This is a genomic window from Acidovorax sp. 35-64-16 (assembly GCF_002281195.1).
Classification (GTDB): domain Bacteria; phylum Pseudomonadota; class Gammaproteobacteria; order Burkholderiales; family Burkholderiaceae_C; genus Acidovorax; species Acidovorax defluvii.
The window spans coordinates 1-15,179 of the sequence record NZ_NCFM01000020.1 but is presented as its reverse complement, the minus strand read 5'-3'; the positions used below and the strand labels follow the sequence as shown (position 1 = coordinate 15,179).

The 15,179-nt window shown below is 65.7% G+C and carries 13 protein-coding genes; 6 read left to right on the top strand and 7 right to left on the bottom strand.

Annotation, left to right across the window (positions count from 1 at the left end):
• The first annotated feature begins 15 nt into the window (after nucleotides 1-15).
• The 3 genes from B7Y64_RS12920 to B7Y64_RS12910 are packed head-to-tail and all read left to right on the top strand — an operon-like array spanning nucleotide 16 to nucleotide 2,650.
• Nucleotides 16-855 (top strand): CheR family methyltransferase, encoded by an 840-nt coding sequence (locus tag B7Y64_RS12920; protein ID WP_024813847.1) that lies wholly within the window; start codon nucleotides 16-18, stop codon nucleotides 853-855.
• The gene (locus B7Y64_RS12915) at nucleotides 855-1,472 is read left to right on the top strand and encodes a chemotaxis protein CheB (protein ID WP_024813846.1); all 618 of its coding nucleotides are present in this window, start codon (nucleotides 855-857) and stop codon (nucleotides 1,470-1,472) included. The genes B7Y64_RS12920 and B7Y64_RS12915 overlap by 1 nt, the downstream gene beginning before the upstream one ends.
• Before the next feature lie 47 nt (nucleotides 1,473-1,519).
• Nucleotides 1,520-2,650: a hybrid sensor histidine kinase/response regulator gene (locus B7Y64_RS12910; protein ID WP_291323970.1), complete on the top strand. Its 1,131-nt coding sequence runs from the start codon at nucleotides 1,520-1,522 to the stop codon at nucleotides 2,648-2,650.
• Between the two features lie 46 nt (nucleotides 2,651-2,696).
• Here the strand turns inward: B7Y64_RS12910 and B7Y64_RS12905 are convergent, their stop codons facing one another.
• From B7Y64_RS12905 to recG, 6 genes are all read right to left on the bottom strand, one after another.
• Complete coding sequence (locus tag B7Y64_RS12905) at nucleotides 2,697-3,065, bottom strand: response regulator (protein WP_024813844.1); 369 nt, start codon at nucleotides 3,063-3,065, stop codon at nucleotides 2,697-2,699.
• Between the two features lie 223 nt (nucleotides 3,066-3,288).
• A complete protein-coding gene (gene ubiA / locus B7Y64_RS12900; RefSeq protein ID WP_024813843.1) occupies nucleotides 3,289-4,158 on the bottom strand; it encodes a 4-hydroxybenzoate octaprenyltransferase in 870 nt (289 codons plus the stop codon).
• A 108-nt stretch (nucleotides 4,159-4,266) separates the two neighbouring features.
• On the bottom strand, nucleotides 4,267-5,799 hold the full coding sequence (locus B7Y64_RS12895; protein WP_291323971.1) for a CYTH and CHAD domain-containing protein: 1,533 nt from the start codon (nucleotides 5,797-5,799) through the stop codon (nucleotides 4,267-4,269).
• A gap of 95 nt (nucleotides 5,800-5,894) precedes the next feature.
• Nucleotides 5,895-6,398: a Dps family protein gene (locus B7Y64_RS12890; protein WP_092698020.1), complete on the bottom strand. Its 504-nt coding sequence runs from the start codon at nucleotides 6,396-6,398 to the stop codon at nucleotides 5,895-5,897.
• 162 nt (nucleotides 6,399-6,560) lie between these two features.
• Nucleotides 6,561-7,526, bottom strand: a complete 966-nt coding sequence (locus B7Y64_RS12885; protein WP_092698021.1) for a LysR substrate-binding domain-containing protein — start codon at nucleotides 7,524-7,526, stop codon at nucleotides 6,561-6,563.
• Between the two features lie 41 nt (nucleotides 7,527-7,567).
• On the bottom strand, nucleotides 7,568-9,808 hold the full coding sequence (gene recG / locus B7Y64_RS12880) for an ATP-dependent DNA helicase RecG (protein WP_291323972.1): 2,241 nt from the start codon (nucleotides 9,806-9,808) through the stop codon (nucleotides 7,568-7,570).
• Nucleotides 9,809-9,918: 110 nt separating this feature from the next.
• Here recG and B7Y64_RS12875 point away from each other — a divergent pair, with 110 nt between their 5' ends.
• Together B7Y64_RS12875 and B7Y64_RS12870 are read left to right on the top strand one after the other, a co-directional pair.
• The gene (locus B7Y64_RS12875; RefSeq protein WP_291329068.1) at nucleotides 9,919-11,199 is read left to right on the top strand and encodes an HD-GYP domain-containing protein; all 1,281 of its coding nucleotides are present in this window, start codon (nucleotides 9,919-9,921) and stop codon (nucleotides 11,197-11,199) included.
• A 38-nt stretch (nucleotides 11,200-11,237) separates the two neighbouring features.
• On the top strand, nucleotides 11,238-12,185 hold the full coding sequence (locus B7Y64_RS12870) for a 1-phosphofructokinase family hexose kinase (protein ID WP_291324921.1): 948 nt from the start codon (nucleotides 11,238-11,240) through the stop codon (nucleotides 12,183-12,185).
• An 81-nt stretch (nucleotides 12,186-12,266) separates the two neighbouring features.
• Here B7Y64_RS12870 and B7Y64_RS12865 read toward each other — a convergent pair whose 3' ends face one another.
• Nucleotides 12,267-13,412 (bottom strand): diguanylate cyclase, encoded by a 1,146-nt coding sequence (locus B7Y64_RS12865; RefSeq protein ID WP_291324922.1) that lies wholly within the window; start codon nucleotides 13,410-13,412, stop codon nucleotides 12,267-12,269.
• Between the two features lie 233 nt (nucleotides 13,413-13,645).
• On the opposite strand from B7Y64_RS12865, the gene queA reads away from it, so the two are divergent.
• Nucleotides 13,646-14,749: a tRNA preQ1(34) S-adenosylmethionine ribosyltransferase-isomerase QueA gene (gene queA, locus B7Y64_RS12860; protein ID WP_291324923.1), complete on the top strand. Its 1,104-nt coding sequence runs from the start codon at nucleotides 13,646-13,648 to the stop codon at nucleotides 14,747-14,749.
• Nucleotides 14,750-15,179: the final 430 nt, after the last annotated feature.

Genomic DNA, 15,179 nt, shown 5'->3' with positions numbered 1-15,179 from the left:
AGCCCGCCAGCACCTATGCCGTACCAGAAGAAAGCGCGCATCGCCGACATCGAGCAGCGCCTGCTGATCGACGCGATTTTTCACCGCTACCACTACGACTTTCGGGGGTATGCCCAGGCGTCGCTCAAGCGGCGCCTGGGCTCGGCGCTGTTGCATTTTGACTGCAAGACACTGTCGCAACTGCAAGACCGCGTGCTGCACGACCCCACCGTATTCCCGGCGCTGCTGGAATACCTCACGGTCCAGGTCAGCGACATGTTTCGCGACCCCAGCTACTTTCGCGCGCTGCGTGACGAGGTGGTGCCGCTGCTGCGCACCTACCCTTCGCTAAGGGTGTGGGTGGCAGGCTGCAGCACTGGCGAAGAGGTTTATTCGCTGGCCATCCTGCTACAGGAAGAAGGGCTGCTGGACCGCACGCTGATCTATGCCACCGACATCAACCCGCATGCCCTGCGCGCGGCCGAATCCGGCGTGTTCGACATGGCGCGTATCGCAGCTTTCACCGAGAACCATGCCCGCTCCGGTGGGCGCGGCTCGCTGTCCAGCTACTACACCGCGCGCTACGGGCGGGTGGTTTTTGACAAATCCCTGCGTGAGCACATGGTGTTCTCGGACCACAGCCTGGCCACCGACAGCGTGTTTGCCGAGATGCACCTTGTGTCGTGCCGCAATGTACTGATCTATTTTGACCGCGAGCTCCAGAACCGCGCGCTCGGGCTGTTTCGCGACGCGCTGTGCCACCGGGGGTTCCTGGGCCTGGGCTCCAAAGAGTCGTTGAGGTTTTCTACGCACACGGAAGCGTTTGATGACTTTGTTTCGGAAAACCGCATCTACCGGAAGAAGGCGGGCCTGTGATGCCGACTTCTTTGCAATCACCCCAGGCTCGGCCCCCCTCAGCGGGCTACGACGCCATCGTGGTGGGCGGCTCGTCCGGTGGCATCGACGCGCTGTTGTACATGTTGCCTGCCCTGCCTGCCACCCTGCGCGCGGCGGTGTTGGTGGTGATGCACCTGCCGCGCGACCGGCCCAGCCTGCTGGCAGAGATCTTCCGCCACCGCTGCGGCCTACCCCTGAAGGAGGCGCACGACAAGGATGCAATTGCTCCGGGCACGGTGTACTTTGCGCCGCCGGACTACCACCTGCTGGTGGACGCCGGGCCGAGGCTCGCGTTGTCGGTGGATGCGCCCGTGCATTTTTCGCGCCCCTCGATCGACGTTCTGTTCGAGTCCGCAGCCGACCAGTATGGTGAGCGCCTGCTGGGCATTTTGCTGTCGGGTGCCAATGAAGATGGCGCACGCGGCCTGCAGGCCATTGCCGCCGCAGGCGGGCTGGTCGTGGTGCAGGACCCCGCCAGCGCTTCCATGCCTGCCATGCCCCATGCCGCCCTGGCACGCGTTGCGGTCCACCATGTCTTGCCACCCGCAGGTATTGCCGACCTGCTGGCCCATCTGCATGAAAATTGCTTGCTGTGATGCCGGCAGTTTCCACCTCCACACGCCCTCTATCGTTGAAACGTCCCATGCCATCTACCGACTGCATCAAATGCCTGCTTGTCGATGACGTTCCGGAAAACCTGATCGCTCTGGAAGCGCTGTTGCAGCGTGACGGGCTTGAAATCCTCAAGGCACAGTCGGGGCCCGAGGCCCTGGAACTGTTACTGACCCACTCCGATGTGGCGCTGGCCTTGCTGGATGTGCAGATGCCTGAGATGAGCGGGTTCGAGCTGGCTGAGCTCATTCGCGGTAGCGAGCGCACGCGGCATATTCCGCTGATCTTCATCACGGCGGGATCGCGCGAACACAACTGGCAGTTTCGGGGCTACGAAAGTGGCGCGGTGGACTTTCTTTACAAGCCCATTGATCCCCACATGCTGATCAACAAGGCCAACGTTTTCTTCGAGTTGCAGCGCCGCAAGCAGGCACAGGCGCGCGAACTGGAGGAACGCACGGCGGCGCTGCGCGTCAATGAAATGTTCACGGCCGTGCTCAGCCACGACCTGCGCACCCCGCTCATGTCCATCAGCGCTGCGGCCACGGTGCTCAAGCGGCAGCCCGACACCGACCGGGTCGCCGTCCTTGCTGACCGGGTGCTGAGCAGCAGCCAGCGCATGGGCCGCATGATCGAAGACCTGCTGGATGTGACCCGCATCCGCCACGCCGGTGGTTTGGCGCTGCAACTGGGGCGTGCCGACATGCAATCCATTGTGCAGCGCACGCTGGACGAAGTGCAGACGAGCTTCCCCGACCGCAACATCGAATCCGTGCTGCAGGGCGATATGGCGGGTGTATGGGACAGTGAGCGCCTGTGCCAGGTGGCCACCAATATTGTCGGCAACGCGATCCACCACGGCGCCCCCGACCAGCCCGTGCGGGTGGCCGTGGATGGCACCCAGGCGCGCGTGGTGACGGTGGCGGTCTCCAACGGCGGCACCATCGCGCCAGAACTGCTGCCGCACCTCTTCGACCCTTTTCGGGGCCGCGACCGCGCACCGGGCCGCCACCAGGGGCTGGGGTTGGGGTTGTTCATTGCCCATCAGGTCGTTCGGGCGCACGGGGGCCGTATCGATGTGCACTCGCAAGACGGCACAACACGCTTTTTGGTGGAGTTACCCCGGGTGTCACCAGCGGCAGAAAAGTGGTCGAACACCTGAGCCGCAGTGAAAGCGGGTTCTGCGCTCAGAAAAACCCACAAAAGCGTCAGGCGTCCGACCGTGCCACGGCTTGCTGGATGGAGCCGAGCAATTGCTCAAGTTCTTCTAGCTCAAACGGCTTGAGCAAGGTGCGCACGTTGGGGCCCCAGGCGTCGGGATAGCCACCCAGCGGGTAGCCCGAGCACAGCACCACCCGCCGCCCAGGATCTTCGGCCAGCAGCTGGCGGGCAAGTTCGGTTCCGGACATGCCCGGCAGGCTGACATCGGACACCAGCAGATCGAAACCCTGCTGCGCATCCAGTTTCAGTGCTTCTTCGGCCGTGGCGCATGAAGTCACTGTCCGGCCTTCCGCCTCCATGAGCATGCCAATCGTCTCGCGCAACTCACGGTTGTCCTCGACGTATAGGATTCGCATAAATCACCAGATGAGCTTGCCCCTGTCCTGGACAGGAGCCCGCAAGAAATGAAATCATCGGCTGCCAATGGGGTGCAGCACCATGCCGAAAGGCCTTAGGCGCAGCGGGATGACCCCAGGCAGCACACCGAGCCCTGGATCATCGGGACAAGTGCCATGGCCCGTTGTAGGACAAAACACAATTAGCTCGCCAAAAGCCCGCCAAGCATGGCAAGTGCGGCCATCAGCGCACCAGGCTGCTGCCCACAATGCCGGCAAACAGCGTGAACCCCACCCAGTGGTTCATGCGAAACGCGCGAAAACACCCCTCTCGCGTGCGTGTGCGGATCAGCCACCAGTGCCACCCTACCTGGGCCAGCGCCAGGGCAATTGCTATATAAAAAATAGCACCTAGCGCAAGCGGGATAAGCGCTAGCACCCAAAAACCCAAAAATAACAGGTAGAACACCACAATGGCCGCCACATCAAAACGCCCGAGCGTGATGGCCGAGGTTTTCATGCCGATCTTCAGGTCATCATCGCGGTCCACCATGGCGTATTCGGTGTCGTAGGCCAGCACCCAAAACAGGTTGCCCAGCCACAGCAGCCAGGCCGTGTCCGGCACTTCGCCCCGCACGGCGGCAAACGCAATCACGATGCCGAAGTTGAAGGCAATGCCCAGCACCGCCTGCGGCATGGCAAAAAAGCGCTTGGTGAACGGATAAAGAATGGTCACCAGCAGCGCGGGAACCGACCAGGCCACCGCTGCCCAGTTGGTGGTGAGCACCAGCCCGAGCGAAACAAGGGCCAGCACCGCGCCCAGCGCCAGCGCTTCCTTGACCGAGACCTGGCCCGAGGTGATGGGCCGCTGCGCCGTGCGCTTGACGTGGCGGTCAAAGTCGCGGTCGGCCACGTCGTTGATGCAGCAACCGGCGCTGCGCATCAGGATGGTGCCCAGCACAAACACCGCCAGCAGATGCCAGCCGGGAAACCCGCCTGCTGCCACCCACAGCGCGCTGAGCGTGGGCCAGATCAACACCAACCAGCCGGCAGGCCGATTCCAGCGGATCAGGTCAAGGTACAGGGAAAAGCGGCTGCGCGGGGAAGGAGTCATGCTGAAACCAACGGAAAACAAACGAGAGCGGGCGACGAAAGGACGGCAGAGGAAAGCGGCGAGCGCAGCCACCCGAACGCGCTGGCGGGCTTGCCAGGAAAAGGCGCTTTATACGCTACCCGGCAGCTGCGATGCCCAGGGCACACCCGCCCGGCCGGCGGCATAGCCGCGCAGAAACGCCACAATGCCCCGGTCCACTGCCAGCCGCTGGGCCAGCACACCGGCCTGCAACAGATCGCGTGATGCGCCAATCCCCGCCTGCACACCGCTGGCCTGCTGCAGCCAGCGTTGCGTGCGGGCGGGCAAGAGCGGGCACAAGGCCTCGATGTTGTAGCGCAGGCGCTTGGCCAGAATGCGCGCGCGGTGCTGGCTTTCGGCGTGGGTGCTGTCGCGCAGCGCCTTTTTCCATTGCGCATGCAGCCGCTGGATACGCTGGCGCACCCAGCGGCGCACGGTTTTTCCGGGCAAACCCGGGCTGTCGCCCCAGGCCTGCGGCCGGGACATGTCGTCCAGCCACAGGGTGATGGCCAGCAAGTCGGAGCCCACCGCCGGCGCCTGCAACGCATGGCGCACCGCCCGGCGCTGCTGCACCGCGGCGTGGCGAAACGCCAGCTCCATGGCCTGCCAAGCCTGCATTCGCTCGGCGCACTCGGCCACAAAGGCGTTTTGCAGCGCGGGCAGGGTCTGGGTACACGCCACATCCAGGTCGCGCAACTCGCCCAGCGCGGTCAGCAGGGGTTGCAGCCCCTGCCACGAGGGCAACGCCTGCGCGGGCACGGCAGGCTTGAACAGGCGCACGGCGCCGCGAAAGCGCCGCCAGCCCACCCGGGCCTGGTGCACCAGTTCCGGATCATCGCAATGGCGCAAAGCGTTCAGGTTGGCGGTGAACTGGGCAAACATCTCGCCCAGCACGGGCTGCACCATGTGGTGCCAGGCGACGTCGCCGCCCAGTGGCTGCGGGCGAGCGCGCAGGGGGGTGTCCAGCGTGCCATCGCGCAGCGCGTGGCCGCGCTGCGCCTTGCTGGCCGCCAGCGGCAGCACGGCGATGTGCAGCGCGATGTGCCGCGCCAGATCGAACAGCGCGGTGGGCGCACCCGCCAGCAGCTCCAGCTCCAGCTCGCAAATCGGCACGCTGCGCTGTCCGCTGGTGATCTGCCCCAGGTCCAGTGCCACCTCGATCACACTGCCATCGCGCCGGCGCACCGTCCAGGCCGTGCGTTCAAATGCCGTGGCAAAGCACGGCTGCAGCGCGGCAAACACCGCGCCCTCGGGGTCCAGGCGTTGCCAGGGGGGCGCGGCCTGCAAAGCGGCCTGCACCAGCGCGGGCCCCGGCACCGGCACCTCCCACTCACCACGCAGGCTCAGTGCGGAATCACCGCCGTCGCTGGTCTTGAAGGTTTGCAGCCACTGCGGCGCGTCATCCCCGCCCACCCGGCGCAGGCGCAGGGCCATGCGTTGGGCGCGCAAGGCCTGCGCGGGTGTGTCGAAGTAGATGTTGTCCACCTGCTTGCGCACGGGCTTGCGGCGCGCCAGCGCTGGCAAACGCGCCAGTTGACGGGCCAGGCTAGCGGGGTCGGCCGTGGGCAGGGCCAGCTTGATTTCAAGCTCTGCACCCGGGCCGTGCTGGCTGGTAGAGGGCATGGTGTGTGTCTGGCCAGGTCACGGCGCCACGGTGAAGGTCCACTGCCAGAAATGAGCGCCGGCAGCAGACACGCCCCATGATCCAGCGAAGGGAATCAGTCTTCCAGCAAAGAGCGCAACATCCACGCGGCCTGCTCATGCACCGTCAGGCGCTGGGTCAGCAGGTCGGCCGTGGGCTCGTCGCTGGCCTTGTCGACCAACGAGAACAGGCTGCGCGCGGTGCGTGCCACGGCTTCATGGCCCTCGACCAGCACGCGCACCATGTCCAGCGCCTTGGGGGGCTTGCTGGGTGCGTCGGGCACGCTGGCGAGCTTGCCAAAATCGGCATACGAGCCCGGCGCCACATGGCCCAGCGAGCGAATGCGCTCGGCAATCGGGTCCACCGCATTCCATAGCTCGGTGTACTGCGTCATGAACATGGTGTGCAGCGTGTTGAACATCGGGCCCGTCACGTTCCAGTGGAAGTTGTGGGTGGTGAGGTACAGCGTGTAGGTATCGGCCAGCAGGCGCGACAGGCCCTGGGCGATGGCTGCGCGGTCTTTCTCGCTGATGCCGATGTTGATGGTGGGTGCCGAGGTTTTGCTGGAAGCTTTGGCCATGTCATTTCTCCTGGAAAGGGCGGGTTAAACAACGGCTGCGGGCGCCGGGAAACCGGCCTGCAGCGCAATGGCCCACTGTAGCGCAGGAAACCGTGCGCCCACGGTACAACCGCCGTTCAATACCTGTCGCAACGCCGATGCCCGATGCACGGTCGCATCAGGTCATGACAGCCGCGTGACGCCCGGCAGCTCGCAGGCATAAATGGCGTTGCGCAGCGCGGCAATGGCTTCGTAGCGCGTGAAACTGCGCCGCCAGGCCAGCACCACGCGGCGCGTGGGCGGCGGGCTGCCGTCTTCCTCGCGGATGGGCAGGTAGCGGATGTAGGTCTCGTCACTCTTGCGCCGGCGCGACACAGTCAGCAGCGCATCGCGCGGCACCGACAGGCGCGGCACCAGCGTCACCCCCATGCCGGCGGCCACCATGTGCTTGATGGTCTCCAGTGACGAGCCTTCGAACGACTTGCGAATGCCCTCGGCGTTGCTGGCAAAGCGCGCAAATTCTGGGCAGACCTCCAGCACATGGTCGCGAAAACAGTGGCCCGCGCCCAGCAGCAGCATGGTCTCGCTCTTGAGCTCGGCTGCCGTGATGGATTTTTGCGTGGCCAGCGGGTGCGTGCTGGGCACCGCCGCCATGAAAGGCTCGTCGTACAGCGGCGCCATGGCCAGCCCGGTATCCGGAAAAGGCTCGGCCAGAATGGCGCAATCGATCTCGCCGGTGCGCAGCATCTCCAGCAACTTGACGGTGAAATTCTCTTGCAGCATCAGCGGCATCTGGGGCGATCGCTTGATGGCCTGGCGCACCAGATCGGGCAGCAGATAGGGCCCGATGGTGTAGATCACCCCCAGCGTGAGCGGCCCGGCCAGCGGGTCTTTGCCGCGCTTGGCAATCTCCTTGATGGCCGCCGCCTGCTCCAGCACGCTTTGCGCCTGGCGCACGATCTCTTCGCCCAGCGGCGTCACCGTTACCTCGCCCGCGCTGCGCTCGAAGAGCTTCACATCCAGCTCTTCTTCCAGCTTCTTGATAGCCACCGACAGGGTGGGTTGCGAGACATAGCAGGCATCGGCCGCATGGCCGAAGTGCTTCTCCCGTGCCACGGCGACGATGTACTTGAGTTCGGTGAGGGTCATGGTGTGTTCCAACAGGCCGCGTCAGTGTTGATCGCAGCGTCTCATGCCTTGAGATAGTCTGATTTTCCACCCAACCAGCGCGCCACATGCCGGGCAGCCAACTCGGGGTGGCGGTCCAGCATCTGCGGGGCCAGTTCGCGCGCCCATTCGAGCAGGTGGGTGTCGGTGGCCAGGTCGGCAAAGCGCAGCAGTGCATCGCCCGACTGGCGCGCCCCCAGAAACTCGCCCGGCCCGCGGATTTCGAGGTCACGCCGGGCGATCTCGAAGCCGTCGTTGGTCTCGGCCATGGCGCGCAGGCGCTCTTTCGCCGTCTCGCCCACACGCCCGCTGTCGTTGGTGGCATACAGCAGCACGCAGGCCGAAGCGGCCGCGCCCCGCCCGACCCGGCCGCGCAACTGGTGCAGCTGCGACAGGCCAAAGCGCTCTGCGTGCTCAATCACCATGAGCGAGGCATTGGGCACGTCCACGCCCACCTCGATCACCGTGGTGCTGACCAGCACGCCCATCTGGCCGCTGGTGAAGAGCGCCATCACGGCCTTCTTCTCGGCCGTGGGCATGCGCGAGTGCAACAGGCCGACCATCACGCCGGGCAAGGCCTCGCTCAAATCGGCATGGGTGGCCGTGGCGTTGGAAAGGTCGAGCGCCTCGCTCTCTTCGATCAGCGGGCACACCCAGTACACCTGCCGCCCAGCCGCCACCTGCGCGCCGATGCGCGCAATCACCTCGTCCTTGCGGCTGTCGGCGATGAGCTTGGTGACGATGGGCGTGCGCCCTGGGGGCAACTCGTCGATGACCGACACATCCAGGTCGGCGTAGTAGCTCATGGCCAGCGTGCGCGGGATGGGCGTAGCACTCATCATGAGCATGTGCGGTTCCATAGCGACCACAGGCCCCCACGCTCCGCCGCTGCGCGGGTCGCTGCCCCCCGAGGGGGCTGTGTCGCCTTGGGGTGGCCCGGCGGCGACGCCCGCAGCCAGCTTTTGCCGCAGTGCCAGCCGCTGCGCCACGCCAAAGCGGTGCTGCTCGTCGATGATGGCCAGCGCCAGGTTCTTGAACTGCACCTGCTCCTGGATGACGGCGTGGGTGCCCACCACCAGGGCGGCTTCGCCGCTCGCCACCAGCGCCAGCATGGCGGTGCGTTCTTTCTTTTTTTGCCCGCCCACCAGCCAGGCCACACGGCGGCCGCGTGCGGCCAGCAGGGGTTCGAGCCAGCCGATCATCTTGGCAAAGTGCTGCTCGGCCAGGATTTCGGTGGGCGCCATCAGCGCGCACTGCCAGCCGGCGTCCATGGCCAGGCACGCGGCCAGGGCCGAGACCACGGTTTTGCCCGAGCCCACATCACCCTGCAGCAGGCGGTGCATGGGCACGGCGCGGGCCAGGTCGGCGGCAATTTCTTCGCCCACGCGGCGCTGGGCGGAGGTGAGGCTGAAGGGCAGCACGGCCATGAGTTGCTCGTGCAGCGGCAAAGCACCATCGGCGGCTTTTTGGGCGCGCAACACGGGCGCACGCAGCATGTCGCGTGCGCGGCGCGACTGCTGCTGCGACAGCTGCTGGGCCAGCAGCTCCTCGGCTTTCAGGCGCTGCCACGCGGGGTGGCTGTGGTCTTCCAGCGTGGACAGCGCCACATCGGGCGTGGGGTGGTGCAAAAAAGTGAGCGCCTCGCGCAGGCTGAATAAGCGCTGCAGGCCATTTTGGCTATAAACCTGCGTCACCGGCGGCTCGCAGCCGGACGGCAGGGTGTCCGACAGGTCCACCCGGCTCAGCGCGCCCACCACGGCCCGGCGCAGGTAGGGCTGGGGCAGACCGGCGGTGGTGGGGTAGACAGGCGTCAACGCCGCAGGCAGCTCGCCGCCCGCCACGCGGAACGCCGGGTGCATCATCTGCCGCCCCCAGAAGCCGCCCTTGACCTCGCCCCGGATGCGCAGGCGCGCGCCCACCGCCAGGGTTTTCTGGTGCGAGGGGTAGAAGCTGAAGAAGCGCAGCTCGCAACTGCCGGTGTCGTCCTCCACCTGCACCAGCAACTGACGACGCGGGCGTAGCTGAATCTCGCTGGCCGTCACCGTGGCTTCGATCTGCACCATCTGCCCGTCGCGCGCGTTGGCCAGCGGGGTGATGCGGGTTTCATCCTCGTAGCGCAGGGGCAGGTGCAGGGCCAGGTCAATGTCGCGGCGCAGCCCCAGCTTTTGCAGCGCCTTTTGCGCCACGGAGGCCCCGCCCTTGGCAGCCGACAGGGCAGGTGCCGGAGCGGCCGCTCGGGGAACGATTTTTGGGGCTGCGGGCATGAAGGGAAAAGAGACAGAAGAGCAAGAGACGATGACAGGCCAAAAAGGCTACCATGGTTGTCTTTGCTCACACCTTGTTACGGTGTTCTTTCGAACGCAGTGCTTTCGTCATGCTCAAGCGTATCCCCATCCAGCACCTCACCCTTGGCATGTACCTGCACGAGTTTTGCGGCTCGTGGATGGAGCATCCCTTCTGGCGCGCCAAATTCCTGCTCCAGGACCCTGACGACCTGGCCCGCATCCAGGCCACCGCCATTCGCGAATGCTGGATCGATACCGACAAGGGTGTGGATGTGGCCATCGGCACCGCCTCGATGTCCCGCGAACAGGTCGATGAGCAGATCGAGACCGACTTCAGCCTGCTGGAGGATCTGCCCCCCATCCATGTCACCCTGCCGACCCCGCCGCCACCGCCCAAGCGCAACCGACAGCCTGCGAACATGCAAAGTGAGCTCCAGATGGCGGCCTCCATCTGCGTGAAGTCAAAGCAGGCAGTGGTCTCCTTGTTCAATGAGGCACGCATGGGCCGTGCGGTGGATTCGGTGGGGTTGCAAAGCCTGGTAGAGGAAATCTCCGATTCCGTCACCCGCAACCCAGGCGCGTTGATCAGTCTGGCGCGCCTGAAAACGGCGGACGATTACACCTATATGCATTCGGTGGCCGTGTGCGCGCTCATGATCGCCCTGGCCAAACAGCTCAAGCTCAAGGAAGACCAGCAGCGGCTGGCCGGTTTGGCCGGTCTGATGCATGACCTGGGCAAGGCCGCCATTCCCCTGAAGGTGCTCAACAAGCCGGGCAAGCTCACAGACCAGGAATTCACCGTGGTCCGCAGCCACCCGGTGGAAGGCTTTCACATGCTCAAAGAGGGTGGCAATATCCCCGAAGCCGTGCTGGACGCCTGCCTGCACCACCACGAGAAGGTGGATGGATCGGGCTACCCCGACAAGCTCAAGGGCGATGGCATCAGCGTGATCGCCCGCATGACGGCCATCTGCGACGTGTACGACGCCATCACCTCCGACCGACCTTACAAGCGCGGCTGGGACCCCGCCGAGTCGCTGCGCCGCATGGCCGACTGGACCAACGACCACTTCGACCCCCGGCTGTTCCAGGCGTTCGTCAAAAGCATTGGCATCTACCCGGTGGGCTCGCTGGTGCGGCTGACTTCTGGTCGCCTGGGCGTGGTGGTAGAGCAGGCCCCTGCAGCGCTCACCACCCCGGTCGTCAAAGTCTTCTTTTCGACCAAATCCGACCTGCGCATTCCAGCCGAGCTGGTGAACCTGGCCGCGCCCGGCGCCACCGAGAAAATCGTGGCGCGGGAAGACCCCGGCCAATGGAATTTCCCCGACATGAACGAGCTGTGGTCGGGTTTTTCCGAGCAGGTCTGGTAGGTTCGCGCCCAACTGTTTGCCCCACCCGAATGCTGCCCGTGCCCGCACTGATCACCCTCTCCCTCAACCCCGCGCTCGACCTGGCCACCACCATCGAACGCGTGGAGCCCACGCACAAGCTGCGCTGCGGCCCTGCGCAACGGTTTGCAGGCGGTGGCGGCATCAATGTGGCCCGCGTGCTGCACCGGCTGGGCAGCGATGTGCAGGCCTGGGCCCTGGCGGGGGGGGCCGCGGGCGCGCAAGTGCGCCAGTTGTTGGCAGACGAAGGTGTGGCCGCCGACATCCGCCCCATTGCGGGCGATACCCGGGAAAATTTTTCGGTCGTCGAAACTGCCACCGGCCAGGAATTTCGCTTCGTGCTGCCCGGCCCCACTCTGCAGACTGCGGAATGGCAGGCGTGCCTGGATGCCCTGACCACACTCACCGTGGCCCCGCGCTGGCTGATTGCCAGCGGCAGCCTGCCGCCCGGCGTGCCGGATGATTTTTATGCCCGGCTTGCCCCCTGCTCCCGCGCACGCGGCACGCGCCTGGTGGTGGATACGTTTGGCCTGCCACTGGCCGCTGCGCTGCAAGCCGGCACCACCCTGATCAAGCCCAGCCTGCGCGAATTGCGCGAGGTGCTGCGGCAGCCGTTGGAACACCCCGCGGACCAGTGCGCGGCCGCGCAAGCGCTGGTGCACTCTGGCCAGACAGAGATGGTTGCGCTATCGCTGGGGGCGCAAGGCGCCGTGCTGGCCACGCGCGATGGGGTGTGGCAGGCGCCAGCCCTTGACGTGTCCGCGGCCAGGGGAACCACGGGTGCGGGCGACTGCTTTCTGGCCGCGCTGGTCTGGTCACTGGACCGCGGCGCCCCCCCGCCTGATGCCCTTCGCTGGGGCATGGCGGCGGGCGCTGCCGCGCTGCTGGTTCCAGGCACCGCACTGGCCCGGGCGACCGACGTGCACCGACTGCAATCGCAGGTCATCGTGCGCGCATCACCGGTTTGAATGGCGTGGCCGGCGTGAGAACAGTGCGAACGGCGAGCTGGGCGCGGGCGCCCTTGTGCCCTCACGCACTGATCGGTCGCGTCAGGCCGATTCCGCCATAACCCAGCGATTGCGCCCCTGCTCCTTGGCCCGGTAAAGCGCCGCATCGGCCTGGGCCACCAGGGGTGCACTGGCATCGCGCTGCGCCGGAATGCCGCTTACCGCCCCCACGCTGACCGAGACATGCGTAGCGACGCCCGAGGCCTTGTGGGCCAGCCCCAGCGCTGCCACCGCAGCCACCACCCGTGCAGCCACGGCGGCGGTGCCGGCGGCGTCGGTATCGGGCAAGATCACGGCCAGTTCCTCACCGCCATACCGGGCCACCAGATCGCTGGCGCGCAGCATGGCACCCTGCACTGCAGCAGCCACCGCCTGCAGGCACGCATCGCCAGCCTGGTGGCCGTAGCTGTCGTTGTAGCGCTTGAAATAGTCCACATCGATCATCAGCAGCCCCAGCGGTTGCTCGCGCCGAAAAGCGGTCGCACAGGCTTCTGCCAGCCGGGTGTCGAAATACGCGCGGTTTGCCAGCTGCAGCAGCCCGTCGGTGCGCGAGAAGGCTTCCAGCCGAACATTGGCCAGCTTCAGTTCTTCATTGGTCTGGGCCAACTCTGCGGTGCGCTGGGCCACGCGGTCTTCCAGGTGCAGGTTGGCCCGCGCCAGATCGGCGTTCTGCCGGGACAGCACATGGTAAAGATTGCCAATCATCTTGATCAGGGCCTGCGTGCCGTGGTCTTGCGCCGCCCCCTCGCGCTCGAAGGCATCGGCCGGGGCAACCCCCTGGCGTATCAGGTTGATCTGGCGTGCCAGCGACTGGTCGATGCCCAGAATATGCAAACCCAGCCACGCCGTCAGAAACCCGACAAAGGTCTCCGCCGGATCACCCATGTCGGAGCGCCGCCCCCACATCGTGTTGACCTGCGCCACAAACTGCTCATGCAGGGCGTGGTGCACCGCGATGTGGCGCGCGTCCACCCCCTCGGAATGCATGAGGGCCTCTTCGTCGCTGAAATGCTCGCGGGTATAGGCTTCCAGCCGCCGGAAGGTATCGGCAAGCACCACCTCGCGGTTACCTTCCGCCAGAAAAAACGAGCTGCTGAGTTCATTGAAAAGGTCCACCAGCGCGTGGTGCTGCTGGTCCACCAGGGGCAGGCCGGTGAGCAGGTTCTGATCCCAGACAAAAGTTTCCATAGAGGCAGATAGGTGTTGTGTTCGAGTGGCCGGGCGTTCAGATGCGTCAATGCAAGGCGGCATTGTCAGCCCAGGCACCACACCGCGCAATGCATGGCCGGTTGTGTGGCTTTACCTCCGACTTGCCTTTCTCGCGTCACCGTCACCGTGGGCGTAGGCGTGGGCGTGGGAAAATCGGCGCCTCCCTCACCTCCCCCTTTTCTTGGCACGGACCCGTCCGGTCCTCAAGCTCCATGATCGATCACCCCGGCGGCAGCGCCCGCACTTTTACCCTCAGCGATTTTGATTTTTCGCTGCCCCCCGCACTGATTGCCCAGCACCCCGCCCCGGAACGCAGCGCCTCGCGCCTGCTTGACGGCCGCGCCATGCAGCCCGTGGACCGCATCTTTCGCGAGCTGCCCGGCCTGCTGCGCGAGGGCGACCTGCTGGTGTTCAACGACACCCGCGTCGTCAAGGCGCGCATCTTTGGCGAGAAAGCCAGCGGCGGCAAGCTCGAACTCCTGATCGAACGTGTGCTCACCGGTCACGAGGTGGTGGCGCACATGAAAGTCAGCAAGAAGCCCCAGAGCGGCAGCACCGTGCACATGGCCGGCGGGCGCCAGGGCGGCGGCTTCGACGCCACCTTGCTGGGCCGTTGGCCTCATGAAGACGGCCCGCTGTTCCGCTTTGCACTGCACGGCCCGGCCGGCGAGAGCCCCTGGGAGCTGATGGAGCGCCACGGCCACCTGCCGCTGCCGCCCTACATCGAGCGCAATCAGAACACCGACCACGACCCCGACGCCGCCGAGGACAGCCAGCGCTACCAGACGGTATTTGCCCGCGCCCCCGGCGCCGTGGCCGCGCCCACAGCGGCGCTGCACTTTGACGACGCCGTGCTGGCCGACCTGGCAGCGCGCGGCATCGAGCGTGCCAGCGTCACGTTGCATGTCGGCGCGGGCACCTTCCAGCCCGTCAAGACCGAAAACCTGGCCGAGCACCAGATGCACAGCGAGTGGTACGAGGTGCCCCTGGCCACCCTGGCCGCGCTGGAGCGCTGCCGCCAGCGCGGCGGGCGCGTGGTGGCCGTGGGCACAACGACGGTGCGCACGCTCGAATCCTGGGCGCGCTCGGGCCAGGCGAGTGGCGACACCAATATCTTCATCACGCCGGGCTTTCGCTTTCAGGTGGTGGATGTGCTGCTGACCAACTTCCATCTGCCCAAGAGCACGCTGATGATGCTGGTGAGCGCGTTTGCGGGGTATGAGCGGGTGATGGCGTTGTACCGCCATGCGATTGCGCAGGAGTACCGGTTTTTTAGTTATGGGGATGCGATGTTGTTGGAGCGAATTTCTGGGTGATTTTGGCCGATAGCGCTTATACAGCAAGCGCTAGCAGCTATGGTTTTGATAGTTTTTGGTGCGCCCATGGCGAGGGCGGAGGCCGGGTCTCGCCCCGGCGGGCGACTCACTTTCTTTTGCCTCGCCAAAAGAAAGTAAGCCAAGAACAAGCGACCCTACAGGCTGCGTCCCTTCGCTTCGCTGCGGGCAACCTGCGGTGCTCAGTTTTGTCGGGGTCTCGCTAAACTCGCGCCGCTTCGCGTCACTCAAACAGACGCGAGCCCTCATCCGCCAAAACCTGCGCTCCTCGGCGCATCCTGAAGGGAACCCGCAAGCGGACACCCACTCGGGGCATTGCTGCGCTCGGCCCAGTCTGCGCAGCGCGCGGCGCTTGCGCCCGGGCGGTGTGGGCCGAGCGCAGCGATGCCCCGTGTGGCTGTTTGGCTGTCGG

Bases quoted from the DNA above. Each gene is read 5' to 3' on its own strand.
- B7Y64_RS12920 (WP_024813847.1), top strand. From the start codon at position 16: ATGCCGTACCAGAAGAAAGCGCGCATCGCCGACATCGAGCAGCGCCTG.
- B7Y64_RS12915 (WP_024813846.1), top strand. From the start codon at position 855: ATGCCGACTTCTTTGCAATCACCCCAGGCTCGGCCCCCCTCAGCGGGC.
- B7Y64_RS12910 (WP_291323970.1), top strand. From the start codon at position 1,520: ATGCCATCTACCGACTGCATCAAATGCCTGCTTGTCGATGACGTTCCG.
- B7Y64_RS12905 (WP_024813844.1), bottom strand. From the start codon at position 3,065: ATGCGAATCCTATACGTCGAGGACAACCGTGAGTTGCGCGAGACGATT.
- ubiA (WP_024813843.1), bottom strand. From the start codon at position 4,158: ATGACTCCTTCCCCGCGCAGCCGCTTTTCCCTGTACCTTGACCTGATC.
- B7Y64_RS12895 (WP_291323971.1), bottom strand. From the start codon at position 5,799: ATGCCCTCTACCAGCCAGCACGGCCCGGGTGCAGAGCTTGAAATCAAG.
- B7Y64_RS12890 (WP_092698020.1), bottom strand. From the start codon at position 6,398: ATGGCCAAAGCTTCCAGCAAAACCTCGGCACCCACCATCAACATCGGC.
- B7Y64_RS12885 (WP_092698021.1), bottom strand. From the start codon at position 7,526: ATGACCCTCACCGAACTCAAGTACATCGTCGCCGTGGCACGGGAGAAG.
- recG (WP_291323972.1), bottom strand. From the start codon at position 9,808: ATGCCCGCAGCCCCAAAAATCGTTCCCCGAGCGGCCGCTCCGGCACCT.
- B7Y64_RS12875 (WP_291329068.1), top strand. From the start codon at position 9,919: ATGCTCAAGCGTATCCCCATCCAGCACCTCACCCTTGGCATGTACCTG.
- B7Y64_RS12865 (WP_291324922.1), bottom strand. From the start codon at position 13,412: ATGGAAACTTTTGTCTGGGATCAGAACCTGCTCACCGGCCTGCCCCTG.
- queA (WP_291324923.1), top strand. From the start codon at position 13,646: ATGATCGATCACCCCGGCGGCAGCGCCCGCACTTTTACCCTCAGCGAT.